Source organism: Magnetospirillum sp. WYHS-4 (genome assembly GCA_039908345.1).
In the GTDB taxonomy this organism is placed as follows: Bacteria; Pseudomonadota; Alphaproteobacteria; order Rhodospirillales; family GLO-3; genus JAMOBD01.
The window spans coordinates 1-11,915 of sequence record JAMOBD010000033.1; the positions used below are offsets into that span (position 1 = coordinate 1).

Annotated in this window: 11 protein-coding genes; 4 read left to right on the plus strand and 7 right to left on the minus strand. The window is 66.9% G+C overall.

Annotated features, from left to right (window positions below; genetic code table 11):
- The 5 genes from H7841_10530 to H7841_10550 all read right to left on the minus strand — a co-directional run.
- On the minus strand, positions 1-521 hold a 521-nt coding region (locus tag H7841_10530; protein MEO5337314.1), incomplete at its 3' end, for a hypothetical protein.
- Positions 518-2,272, minus strand: a complete 1,755-nt coding sequence (gene argS, locus H7841_10535) for an arginine--tRNA ligase (GenBank protein ID MEO5337315.1) — start codon at positions 2,270-2,272, stop codon at positions 518-520. The genes argS and H7841_10530, both read right to left, overlap by 4 nt.
- 2 nt (positions 2,273-2,274) lie before the next feature.
- The gene (locus H7841_10540; protein MEO5337316.1) at positions 2,275-3,441 is read right to left on the minus strand and encodes a deoxyguanosinetriphosphate triphosphohydrolase; all 1,167 of its coding nucleotides are present in this window, start codon (positions 3,439-3,441) and stop codon (positions 2,275-2,277) included.
- A 76-nt stretch (positions 3,442-3,517) separates the two neighbouring features.
- Positions 3,518-4,417: an RNA polymerase sigma factor RpoH gene (gene rpoH / locus H7841_10545; protein MEO5337317.1), complete on the minus strand. Its 900-nt coding sequence runs from the start codon at positions 4,415-4,417 to the stop codon at positions 3,518-3,520.
- Between the two features lie 118 nt (positions 4,418-4,535).
- Positions 4,536-5,531: an RluA family pseudouridine synthase gene (locus tag H7841_10550; protein ID MEO5337318.1), complete on the minus strand. Its 996-nt coding sequence runs from the start codon at positions 5,529-5,531 to the stop codon at positions 4,536-4,538.
- Positions 5,532-5,543: 12 nt separating this feature from the next.
- Here H7841_10550 and H7841_10555 point away from each other — a divergent pair, with 12 nt between their 5' ends.
- Together H7841_10555 and H7841_10560 are read left to right on the plus strand one after the other, a co-directional pair.
- Positions 5,544-5,891, plus strand: a complete 348-nt coding sequence (locus H7841_10555) for a hypothetical protein (GenBank protein MEO5337319.1) — start codon at positions 5,544-5,546, stop codon at positions 5,889-5,891.
- Positions 5,888-6,313, plus strand: coding sequence for a M67 family metallopeptidase (locus tag H7841_10560; GenBank protein MEO5337320.1), 426 nt, complete (start codon positions 5,888-5,890; stop codon positions 6,311-6,313). Before H7841_10555 ends, H7841_10560 begins: the two co-directional genes overlap by 4 nt.
- Before the next feature lie 22 nt (positions 6,314-6,335).
- Here the strand turns inward: H7841_10560 and H7841_10565 are convergent, their stop codons facing one another.
- Entirely contained in the window at positions 6,336-6,617 is a 282-nt protein-coding gene (locus H7841_10565; protein MEO5337321.1) for an HdeA family protein, read from the minus strand.
- Between the two features lie 100 nt (positions 6,618-6,717).
- On the opposite strand from H7841_10565, the gene dprA reads away from it, so the two are divergent.
- Both dprA and topA read left to right on the plus strand, forming a co-directional pair.
- A complete protein-coding gene (gene dprA, locus H7841_10570) occupies positions 6,718-7,851 on the plus strand; it encodes a DNA-processing protein DprA (GenBank protein ID MEO5337322.1) in 1,134 nt (377 codons plus the stop codon).
- 9 nt (positions 7,852-7,860) lie between these two features.
- Positions 7,861-10,461, plus strand: coding sequence for a type I DNA topoisomerase (topA, locus tag H7841_10575; GenBank protein ID MEO5337323.1), 2,601 nt, complete (start codon positions 7,861-7,863; stop codon positions 10,459-10,461).
- 281 nt (positions 10,462-10,742) lie between these two features.
- Here topA and H7841_10580 read toward each other — a convergent pair whose 3' ends face one another.
- A complete protein-coding gene (locus H7841_10580; protein MEO5337324.1) occupies positions 10,743-11,867 on the minus strand; it encodes a Fic family protein in 1,125 nt (374 codons plus the stop codon).
- Positions 11,868-11,915: the final 48 nt, after the last annotated feature.

Here is an 11,915-nt window from a genome sequence, read left to right on the forward strand (position 1 = left end):
CGCGGCAGGGGCGCCGTGGGATCGGGAGCGGCCGGCGGCGGCGGCGGTTCCGACGGCACGGCGGCGATAGCCGGAGGCGGAACGGGCGCGGGCTGCGGTGCTTGGGGTTCCTCGGGAGGTGGCAACAGGCGCTCGACCTTGCCTTCCTTGGCTTCGCCGGACCCCAATTGGTCGTAGATGGTCTTGTCGCGGTTGGGAACGTCCATGCCGCCCGGATTTTCGGGCCGCATCTTGGCGGGCGACAGTTCGGCCCGCACGGTAGGCACGTCGCCGCCCGATTCGGCCGATCGGAGCCGGTCGCCCAGCAGATACCAGCCGGCGGCACCGCCCGCCACCATCAGGGCCACGAAGGCGAGGAACAGCCTCAGCCCGGTGCGGCGACGCGGCTTGGGCGCCAGCACCGATTCGAATTCCAGGCCCAACGGGCCCAGTTCCTCCTGCGGGGAGGGCATGGCGGCGAATTCCGGGGGGCGAACGGAGTCCTGCTCGCCGAATCGGGGGTCATGGCGGTCCGCGGTCATCTCATCTCCTCGACCGGCGTAACCCCGAACACCTTCAATCCCGAAGCGATCACCAGGGCTACGGCCTGGATCAAGCCTAGACGGGCAAGGGTTAACGGTCGGTTATCGGGAAGGAGGAAACGCAACTCGGCATCGTCCTTGCCCTTGTTCCAAAGGGCGTGGAAGCGCGCGGCCAAGTCTTCCAGGTAATAGGCCAGGCGGTGCGGCTCGTGCGCAAGGGCGGCGCCCTCGATCAGGCGCGGCCAGGCCGCCATGGTGCGCATCAGGGCGATTTCGGCCGGATCGCGCAGTTGGCCGAACTCGGCTTCGGCCAGGGCCCCGGCGGCCAGTTCGGCGGGGGAGAAGTGCTCGGTCGCCAAGCGCAGCACCGAATGGACGCGGGCGTGGGCGTACTGGACGTAGAAGACCGGGTTGTCCTTGGACTGCTCCAGCACCTTGGCGAGGTCGAAATCCAGTTGGGCGTCGTTCTTGCGGGTCAGCATGATGAAGCGCACCACGTCCTTGCCCACCCGGTCGATGACGTCGCGCAGGGTGACGAAGGTGCCGGCGCGCTTGGACATCTTCACCGGCTCGCCGTTCTCCAGCAGATTGACCATCTGGCAGAGCTTGACGTCCAGGTCGCCCTTGCCTCCGGTCAGCGCCTTGACGGCCGCCTGCATGCGTTTGACGTAGCCGCCGTGATCGGCGCCCCAGACGTCGATCATCCCGGCGAAGCCGCGTTCGAACTTGTCGCGATGATAGGCCATGTCGGTGGCGAAGTAGGTCCAGGACCCGTCCGACTTCATCACCGGCCGGTCCACGTCGTCGCCGAACAGGGTGGCACGGAACAGGGTCTGCTCGCGCGGTTCCCAGTCGTCGGGCAGCTTGCCCTTGGGGGGCTCCAGCACGCCCTGGTAGACCAGCCCGCGCGCCGCCAGGTCGTCCAGCGCCGCCTTGACCTTGCCGGCCCGTGCCAGGGCCAGTTCGGACGTGAAGACGTCGTGGCGCACTCCCAGCGCCGCCAGATCCTCCCGGATCAGGGCCATCATCTCGTCGCGGGCGAAGGCGCGGACGGGCTCCAGCCATTCGGCTTCCGGCATATCCCGCCAGCGTTCGCCGTCCACGGCCGCCAGCTTGGCCGCCGCCGGCTTCAGGTATTCGCCGGGATAGAGCCCCTCGGGAATGGCCCCGATCTCCTCGCCCAGGACTTCCCGGTAACGCAGGTGGAGCGAGCGGGCAAGCATGTCCACCTGGGCCCCGGCGTCGTTGATGTAGTACTCGCGAGTTACCTTGTAGCCGGCTTTTTCCAGCAGCCCCGCCAGCACGTCGCCGACCACGGCGCCGCGCCCGTGGCCCACATGCATGGGGCCGGTGGGGTTTGCGGATACGTATTCGACGTTCACCGACGCGCCAGCGCCGATCGGGGAATCCCCGTAGGCGGCCCCGGCGCGCAGCACGTCCCGCAAGCGTTCGCACCAGAAACCGTCGGCCAGGCGCAGATTGATGAAGCCGGGCCCGGCGATCTCGACGCCGGTCACCTGGGGCAGGGCCTTCAGACGCGGCGCCAGAAGTTCCGCCAGGTCGCGGGGCTTCATGCCGGCGTCCTTGGCCAGCACCATGGCCGCGTTGGTCGCCAAGTCGCCGTGGGCTTCCTCGCGCGGTGGATCGACGGCGATGCGTCCGGTGGCGAGTCCGGCAGGCAGAATACCGCCAGCCATGAGGGAATCGAGGATGGCGACGATCTCGCCGCGGAAATGGTGGAACAAGTTCAAGGTCATGAGATGCGGGCCTGGAGGTCGAAGAGCTGGCGATGTTCGTCGAGGGCGTAGCGGTCGGTCATGCCGGCCAGATAGTCGGCGACCAATTGGGCGGTGGCGGTGTCTCCCGGCCCCTTGGCCTGGAGGCGCCATTCGGTGGGCAGGCACTGGGGCTCGTCGAGGAGCAGCTTGAAGAGGTCCTTGACCACCCGGCGCGCCTTGCTGGTCATGCGGTTGAGCCGATAGTGGCGGTACATGTGGACGAACAGGAATTCCTTCAGGCCCCGGTCGTGCGCCCGCATGCGATCCGAGAAGGCGGCCACCGGAGCCTTGAGCCGGCGAACGTCGTCCGGCGAGCGGGGCGAGGCATCCCGAAGGCGGCGGGCGGTTTCGGCCAGCAGGTCTTCCACCATCACCCCGATCATGCGCCGCACCGATTCGTGAATCAGGCGGGATTCGTCCAGATCGGGGTAGGCTTGGCGCACCTCGGCGAAGACCGGCCCCGCCAGCGGCACGTCCCGCAGGTCATCGACGGTGAACAGGCCGGCCCGCAGGCCGTCGTCGATGTCGTGGTTATTGTAGGCGATGTCGTCGGCCAGGGCGGCGATCTGCGCCTCGGGGCCGGCGTAGGTATGGATTTCCAGGTCGTGGATGGGCAGGTACTCGGCGATGGCGCGCGGCGGCGCGCCCTTCAGGGGACCGTTGTGCTTGACCACCCCTTCCAGGGCTTCCCAGGTCAGGTTGAGGCCGTCGAACTCGGCATAGCGGGCCTCCAGGCGGGTGACGACCCGTAGCGACTGGGCGTTGTGATCGAAGCCGCCGAAGGGTTCCATCATCTCCTTCAGGGCGTCCTCGCCCGCATGTCCGAAGGGAGGATGGCCCAGGTCATGGGCGAGCGCCAGGGCTTCCGCCAGATCCTCGTTGAGCCGGAGCGCCCGGCAGACCGAACGGGCGATCTGCGAGACCTCCAGGGAATGGGTGAGGCGGGTGCGGAAGAAATCGCCTTCGTGGTTGACGAAGACCTGGGTCTTGTATTCCAGGCGGCGGAAGGCGGCCGAATGAATGATGCGGTCGCGGTCGCGCTGGAAACAGGTGCGCGTGGCGCTCTCCGGTTCCGGATACAGCCGACCGCGGCTGTCCTCGGGCCGGCAGGCATGGGGGGCGAGGGGGCTGGTGTCGATCATGCCCGGAAGGTAGCCCCGCCGGACCGGGGAGGCAACGGGGATTGGGGAGCCCCGCAAGGCTCCCCGTGATATCCCGTCAATTGGCCATCATCCGGCTTCCCGCTTGGCGGTCCTGCACCGCGTGGCGGACGGAGCGCTGCAGCTTCTCGAAGGCGCGGACCTCGATCTGGCGCACCCGTTCGCGCGAGATGCCGTAGCGCTGGCTGAGCAGTTCCAGTGTCGCCGGATATTCCTTCAGCCGCCGTTCCTCCAGGATGCCGCGCTCGCGTTCCGACAGGCCCGCCATGGCGCCCTGCAGGAGATGGTGGCGGTCGTCGGTTTCCTGGCGTTCGGACAGGCGGGTCTCCTGGTCGGGGGTGTCGTCGACCAGCCAATCCTGCCATTCGCCCTCGCCGTCTTCCCGCACCGCCATGTTCAAGGAATGGTCCGGGCTGGACAGCCGGCCGTTCATGCTGCGGACCTCGGCCTCGTGGACCCCCAGGCGCCGGGCGATCTCCTTGATTACTTCGGGCGACAGGTCGCCGTCTTCGATGGCCCGCATCTGGCCCTTCAGGCGCCGCAGATTGAAGAACAGCTTCTTCTGGGCGGCGGTGGTTCCCATCTTCACCAACGACCAGGAGTGCAGGATGTATTCCTGGATCGCCGCGCGGATCCACCACATGGCGTAGGTGGCCAGGCGGAAGCCCCGGTCGGGGTCGAAGCGGCGTACCGCCTGCATGATCCCGACATTGCCTTCCGAGATCAACTCGCCCACCGGCAGGCCGTAGCCGCGATAGCCCATGGCGATCTTGGCGACCAGGCGCAGATGACTGGTGACCAAGCGGTGGGCGGCGGCCTCGTCGCCGTTCTCGCGCCAACGACGCGCCAGATCCAGTTCCTCCTCAGGCTCGAGCATCGGAAATTTCCGAATGGCCTGGAGGTAGCGGGTCAGGTTGTTCTCGGGGGAAAGATCGAGATGGAAAGCCATGGCCGACATGACACGCACCCTCGCCTGAATTGCCAAGTCCTACGCGCGATCCCGTCTGAGACGATGGCACGGGATCACTCAGGACAGAGACATCATATCCGACTGTGGCGCTCAAGTATAGTGGCACCTAAAGTACTTCTAAAACACCTATTAACATAATGATATCACGTGGTAAAATGCTTTCAAACCTCAGGACTTTTTGGGTTTTTGGGTGCTCAAATCCAATCACAAGGGCGTGAAGAGCCTGACGCTTGAAATCGGCGACGATCCTACCGGTTTCCGGGAGCAGAGCTTTCAGTTTCTGGCGGCTATTGCCCCCATAGAGGGGATCGCCGATCACCGGATGGCCCAGGCTCGCCATATGAACCCTGATCTGGTGGGTACGCCCCGTCGCCAGCCGGCATTCCACCAGGGAGGCCGTGTCGCCGAAGGTCCTGAGCACCCGGTAGCGGGTGAGCGCCGGCTTGCCGCCCTTCGCCACCACGGCCATCTTCTTGCGGTTGCGGGGGCTGCGGCCGATGTTGCCGGCGATCTCGCCCTGGCGGGGCGACGGTACGCCCCAGACGACGGCGTGATAGACCCGCTCCAGGCTATGGACGGCAAACTGGGCGGCCAGGCCGCGGTGGGCCTGTTCGGTCTTGGCGACCACCATCAGGCCGCTGGTGTCCTTGTCGAGGCGATGGACGATGCCCGGCCGCTCCACGCCGCCGATACCCTTCAGGCTCTCGCCGCAATGGGCAAGCAAGGCGTTTACCAGGGTCTGGTCGGGATTGCCGGGAGCGGGGTGGACGACCAGACCGGCCGGCTTGTCGAGCACGATCAGTTCGTCGTCCTCGTAGACGATGGCCAGGTCCATGGCCTGGGCGGGCAGCCCGGCGGGCGTCGGCGCGGGAACCCGGATGCGGAAGCTCTGGGCCTCCTGGACGCGGTAGTCGGGATCGCGCAAGGCCACCCCCTGGCCGCAGCTGCAGCCGCCGAAGGTCACCCGGCCATCGAGGATGAGGGCCTTCAAGCGGGTGCGCGACAACTCGGGCAGGGCATCGGCCAAAAGCTTGTCCAGACGCCAGCCGGCCTTGTCGTCAGGCACCGCGACGGTATATGTGGGAGTGGAATCGTCGGTCATATCGGGTGAACCATGCAGGGATTGAAGGCCATCGTCGTCGGTTTGGGCATCGCCATCGTGCTGAGCATGGGAGCGCTCGCCTACGGACTTTACTACAAGTCCCAACATCCCGACTTCAAACTCTTCGCATCGTCGCCGACGGCGGAACGGCCGCACGAGGCGGACGGGCCTCCGGCTGCCCCGGCAGACGGCGCCCTGCCCTTCGGCGCCCTGCTCGCCCCCTTGCCGGCCGGTTGCGGCTTGGCCGAGATGCGGCCCCAGGGCGGCCGGCTCTACCTGCGCGGCGATTGCGGCGTGGTGGCGGTGGTGGACGTGGCGGCGGGCCGGCTGCTGGGTACCGTCGACACCCGGGCGAAATGATCGCCCTGCCGGCTTCCGTCCTGGCGGCCATCCGGGCCCAGGCCGAGGCGGCCTATCCTGAGGAATGCTGCGGCCTGCTGGTGGGAAGCGTCGAGGCGAACGGCCGGGTGGCGGTGGTCCGCCACGTGCCCAGCCCGAATCTGGCCGAAGGCGACCGGCGCCGTTCGTTCGAGGTTTCTCCGCAAGTCCGCTTCGATTTGATGCGGTCGCTGCGGGCGACCGGAGAAGCCTTGGTCGGCCATTACCATTCCCATCCCGACGGGCCGGCGGCACCGTCGGCGGCCGACCGCGTCATGGTCTGGGAACCGGAACTGGTCTGGCTGGTGGTGGCGGTGCGAGATGGCAAGGCGGGCATCCCGCAGGCCTATCGGCCCGACGCGAGCGAGGGATTCCGCCGCCTGGAACTGAAAACCGGCATTTAGGGTCGGGGCCCGGCTGGCAGGCCTACCGCCGTTTCCGCCGTTCCTCGACGATGGAATAGAGGGTACGTTCGGGGTTCTTCTTGCACTCCTCCTCGACCGTCTCGCCGACCAGTTCGACCCAGCTGTCGCTGTATTTGGCCTCGCCCTTGCGGCCGCTCAGGTAGCCGTCGATCCAGTAGACCAGCCACATGGTTTCCTCGATGCTCGGACGCTCGCCGCAGGTGATCTTGGTGACGTCCTGTTTTTCCGCCGCCTCAAGGGCAGTGGCCGCCAGCAGGCCGACGAGGATCAGGATGGCGCGCATGGGAACCCCCCTTGGAAATCGTGACGCCGCATTCTATGTCCCCCGGCCTAATGCGCAAGCCGCCTTGACGGGCGAAGAGCGAAGGGGCACCCTTCCCGTCATGAGCGAGAGCCGGGGGCCGGAACTGTCGGATTCGATCAAGCTGGACTGGCTGCGGCTGATCCGTAGCGAGAACGTCGGTCCGGTGACCTTTTTCCGGTTGCTCGAGCGCTTCGGCACGGCGGCGGCAGCCCTCAAGGCCCTGCCCGAACTGGCCCGGCGCGGCGGGCGCGCCGAACGCATCAAGGTCTGCAGCCCCGCCGACGCGAAAAAGGAATTCGAGGCCCTGATCGGGCTCGGTGGATGCTGGGTGGCGGCAGGAGAACAGGACTACCCGCCCCTGCTGGCCCAAGTCGAGGACCCGCCGCCCCTGCTGGCGGTGTTGGGTCATCCTCACCTATTGCGCAAGCGCGCGGTAGCGGTGGTGGGGTCGCGCAATGCCTCCCTGAACGGCTGCCGGCTGGCCCAGAGGATCGCCGCCGACCTTGGGCAGGGCGGGCTTCTCGTGGTCTCGGGCCTGGCGCGCGGCATCGACGCCGCCGCCCACGAAGGTGCCCTGGCGACGGGAACCGTGGGCGTAGTCGGCGGCGGAGTCGACGTGGTCTATCCCAAGGAGAACGCCAAGCTTTACGAACGCCTGGTCGCCGAAGGCGCCATCGTCGCCGAGGCCCCGGTCGGCACCCAGCCGTTGGCCAGCCACTTCCCGCGCCGCAACCGCATCATTTCCGGTATGGCGCGGGGTGTAGTGGTGGTGGAAGCCGGCAAGCGGTCGGGGTCCCTGATAACCGCCCGCATGGCCGGCGAACAGGGACGCGAGGTCTTCGCCGTGCCCGGCTCGCCGCTCGATCCGCGTAGCGCCGGAACCAACGACTTGATCCGCCAGGGCGCCGTGCTGACCGAATCCGCGGAAGACGTTCTGGCCGCCCTGAAGCCCTTGATGGCGACCCCGCTGAAGGAACGTAAGCGTATGGAGGTACGGGACCTTTTCGCCAAACCGCCGGCGGAGGCCGAAGTCGAATCGGCCCGCCGCCGAATCGAGTCCCTGTTGAATACGACCGCCATCGAGGTTGACGAAATCGTCGCCGCCTGCCAATTACCGGTGGCGGTGGTGCTGTCGGCGCTCCTCGAGTTGGAACTCGCGGGTCGTCTGGAGCGCCATCCCGGCAACCGGGTTTCAATCCTGCGCTCAGCCTGAACGGATTCCATGGACGTCGTCGTCGTCGAGTCGCCCGCCAAGGCGAAGACCATCAACAAGTATCTCGGTTCCGGCTTCACGGTGCTGGCGAGCTACGGCCATATCCGCGACCTGCCGTCCAAGGACGGCTCCGTGCGGCCCGACGAGGGCTTCGCCATGGACTGGGAGGTCGACGCCAAGGCCAAGAAACATATCGACGCCATCGCCCAGGCGGTGAAGGGGGCGGGCCGGCTGTTCCTCGCCACCGACCCCGACCGGGAAGGCGAGGCCATCTCCTGGCACGTGCGCGAGGTGCTGGCGCAGAAGAAGGCCTTGGGCGGCGTCGAGGTCAAGCGGGTGGTGTTCAACGAGATCACCAAGACCGCCATCCAGCATGCCTTCACCCAGCCGCGCGAGTTGGACACCCCTTTGGTGGAAGCCTATCTGGCCCGCCGGGCGCTGGACTACCTGGTCGGCTTCACGCTGTCGCCGGTGCTATGGCGCAAGCTGCCGGGCTCGCGGTCGGCCGGGCGGGTGCAGTCGGTGGCGTTGCGCCTGATCTGCGAGCGCGAGGCCGAGATCGAGGCCTTCAAGGCGCAGGAATACTGGACCGTCGCCGCCGACTTCGCCACCAAGGGCGGGGCGCGGTTGACCGCGCAACTGGTGGGGCTGAACGGCGAGAAGCTGGACAAGATGGCCCTGGGATCGCAAGCCCAAGCCATCGCCGCGGTCAAGGCCATCGAGGCGCGCGTCTTTTCGGTCGCCGCCATCGACCGCCGCAAGGCCAAGCGCCATCCGGCGCCGCCCTTCACCACCTCGACCCTGCAGCAGGAAGCGGCGCGCAAGCTGCGCTTTTCCGCCCGCCGGACCATGGACGTGGCGCAGAAGCTTTACGAGGGCGTCACCATCGGCGGCGAGACGGTAGGGCTCATCACCTACATGCGTACCGACGGCGTGCAGATGGCCGATGAGGCCATCCGGGCGGCCCGCGACCTGATCGGCCGCGACTTCGGCGCCCCCTATCTGCCGGCGGCGCCCCGCATCTACAAGACCAAGGCCAAGAACGCCCAGGAGGCCCACGAGGCCATCCGCCCCACCGACCTGATGCGCCGTCCCGACAGTCTGCAAAACTACCTGAGCGAGGAACAGCTCAAGCTCTACAGCCTGATCTGGAAGCGCACCGTGGCCAGCCAGATGGAATCGGCGATCCTCGACCAGGTGTCGGTGGACGTGGCTTCCGGCGACCGGGGCGCCTTGCTGCGCGCCACCGGCTCCGTGGTGGCCTTCGACGGCTATTTCCGGCTTTACCAGGAAGGCCGTGACGACGATGAGAGCGGGGATGAGGACAAGCTGCTGCCCGACCTCAAGGAAGGCGAGGCCCTGGACCGCCTGGGCATCCGCCCGGAACAGCATTTCACCCAGCCGCCGCCGCGCTTTTCCGAAGCCAGCTTGGTGAAGCGCCTGGAAGAACTGGGCATCGGCCGGCCGTCCACCTACGCCTCGATCATTTCCGTGCTGCAGGACCGCGACTACGTGCGCCTGGACAAGCAGCGCTTCATTCCCGAGGACCGGGGGCGCCTGGTCACCGCCTTCCTGACCAGCTTCTTCGGCCGCTACGTGGAATACGATTTCACCGCCCATCTGGAAGAGGAACTGGACGACATCTCCGGCGGGCGCATGGACTGGAAGGCGGTGCTCACCGAATTCTGGGCCATCTTCGCCAAGGCGGTGGAAGATACCCGCGAACTGCGCACCCGCGACGTGCTGGACGCGCTCGACCGGCTGCTGGGGCCGCACTTCTTCCACGAAGGCGAGGACGGAAGGGACCCGCGCGTCTGCCCGACCTGCGGCGGCGGAAGGCTCAGCTTGAAGCTTGGCAAGTACGGGGCCTTCATCGGCTGTTCCAACTATCCCGACTGCCGCTTCACCCGCCGCCTGGTGGTGGAAAAGGGCGAGACCGGCGAGGCGGGGGCCGACGGGGCTGGCGAAACGCCGGTCGAAGATGCCACCCGGGTGCTCGGCACCGACCCCGAGAGCGGCCTCGAAGTCACGGTCCGCAAGGGCCCCTACGGCCCCTATGTCCAGTTGGGGGAGGCCAAGCGCGCTCCCAAGGCCAAGGGCAAGAAGAAGGCGGAAGACACCAAGCCCAAGCGGGCCTCGCTGCCCAAGGGCATGGCGCCGGAAGCGATCGACCTGGAACGCGCCCTGGCCCTGCTGGCCCTGCCGCGCGACCTGGGCAAGCATCCGGAGGACGGCCAGACCATCAGCGCCGGCATCGGCCGCTTCGGCCCCTACATCCGCCACGGCCGCGTCTACGTGTCGCTGAAGGAACCGGACGACGTGCTGAGCATCGGCATGAACCGGGCCGTCGACCTGCTGGCCGGCGCCGGCCGGAAGAAGGAAGCCAAGGAACTGGGCAAGCATCCGGAAGACGGTGCCCCGGTCACCCTGCACGACGGCCGCTTCGGGCCTTACGTGCAGCACGGCAGCCTGCGTGCCACCCTGCCCAAGGGCACGGCGCCGGAATCCCTGTCTCTGGACGCCGCCCTCCCCATCCTGGCCGCCAAGGCCGCCAAGGGCCCCTCCACCGGCCGCCGCTTCTTCCGCAAGGGGGGAAAGGCGAAGGGGTAGTAGCCACTCCCGCTATAGGCCACAACCATGGCCCAAGCTGGCGGGCGGCGGCCTCGGTCTCCTGGGCGAAGGCGGTGCAGATGTCGATGGCGTCCAGCCAGACGAAGGGCCAGTCGCCCTCCAGGGGGCGGTTCAGGAACCCGATCATCTCGCGCAGCAGGTCCGCATCGGAGGCCTTTTCAACCAGCGCCTTCAGGGCGATGCCGTCGTCGGTCAGGTTGCCGTGTCGCAACTCCAACCTACCGGAGACGCGCGGGTATGCAACGTGATCGGAGGCCGCTCTAACCGTCAGGTGCCGGAACGGTTTCAAACCCCGCCACGCTGTAAGACGTTCGCCGACTTCCGCCAGGGTTGCGAACCAGAAGTCCTCGCGCCAGCAGATCGTTGATGTCGCGGTTGGCCGTGTCGACCGAGCACTTGCCGAGCGCTGCCCATTTGCGCGCCGTCAGGTTTCCCTCGAAACCGTCCATGAAGCGGTTGAGGATGGTCTTCTGGCGAGCCGTGAGAGATTCCTCCGCGAAGCGTTGCCATAACTCGGCCTTGTGCAGCACGGAACGGCTATTCTTTTCCGCCGCATCGATGGCCTCTCCGAAGCAGTCCACGAACCAGGAAAGCCAGGATGATATCTCGAGGCTTCCCTTCTGGGTCCGCTCCAGGACTTCGTAGTAGCGATTGCGCATCGATTGAATCCGAGCCGAGACGCTGTAGAAGCGTTGGCCGGTGCCCTCCATCTGGGCCAACGCCAGATCGGCGATGGCCCGCGCGATGCGGCCGTTGCCATCCTCGAAGGGATGAATGGTGACGAACCACAGATGAGCGATCCCGCTGCGCAAAAGTCCGTCCATCGGCGGGGGCTCGTTGAACCAAGCGAGAAAGCGCTTCATCTCGGTTTTAAGCCGCTTCGCCGGCGGCGCCTCGTAATGCACTTTCTGGCGACCCAGGGGACCGGACACCACTTGCATGGGACCATCCCTGTCGTTGCGCCAGTCACCAACGATAATCTTGCGCAAGCCCGAGCAGCCGGTGGGAAACAAGGCGGCATGCCATGCGAACAGGCGTTCCGCCGTCAACGGGTTGGCATGGTTGTGCATGGCATCCAGCATCATCTCGACCACACCATCGACCTTGCGGTCGGGTGGAGCGAGGCCCGCATCGGGCAAGCCGAGACGGCGCGCCACCGAGGAACGGACGCTGGCAGGGTCCAGTTTCTCGCCTTCGATCTCGGATGTCCGGATCACGTCCTCGACGGTCGCCCGGAATGAAGCCTCGCGCTGAAGGTCGAAACCGAGCTGCCGCATCCGGCCCAGTAGTCGACCCTGCTTGTGGCGGGCCTCGGCCAGCGGGGTCAACAGAGAATCGGCGTCCCAACGGAAGCGTGGCCAGTCGTCGTCCTGCCAGATGGACATGGAAGTTCTCCGCACGCAATGCGGTGAATTTAGTCCACTTCGCCGCAG

Bases quoted from the DNA above. Each gene is read 5' to 3' on its own strand.
- H7841_10540 (MEO5337316.1), bottom strand. From the start codon at position 3,441: ATGATCGACACCAGCCCCCTCGCCCCCCATGCCTGCCGGCCCGAGGAC.
- dprA (MEO5337322.1), top strand. From the start codon at position 6,718: ATGAGCGAGAGCCGGGGGCCGGAACTGTCGGATTCGATCAAGCTGGAC.
- H7841_10560 (MEO5337320.1), top strand. From the start codon at position 5,888: ATGATCGCCCTGCCGGCTTCCGTCCTGGCGGCCATCCGGGCCCAGGCC.
- H7841_10550 (MEO5337318.1), bottom strand. From the start codon at position 5,531: ATGACCGACGATTCCACTCCCACATATACCGTCGCGGTGCCTGACGAC.
- H7841_10565 (MEO5337321.1), bottom strand. From the start codon at position 6,617: ATGCGCGCCATCCTGATCCTCGTCGGCCTGCTGGCGGCCACTGCCCTT.
- H7841_10555 (MEO5337319.1), top strand. From the start codon at position 5,544: ATGCAGGGATTGAAGGCCATCGTCGTCGGTTTGGGCATCGCCATCGTG.
- topA (MEO5337323.1), top strand. From the start codon at position 7,861: ATGGACGTCGTCGTCGTCGAGTCGCCCGCCAAGGCGAAGACCATCAAC.
- H7841_10580 (MEO5337324.1), bottom strand. From the start codon at position 11,867: ATGTCCATCTGGCAGGACGACGACTGGCCACGCTTCCGTTGGGACGCC.
- rpoH (MEO5337317.1), bottom strand. From the start codon at position 4,417: ATGTCGGCCATGGCTTTCCATCTCGATCTTTCCCCCGAGAACAACCTG.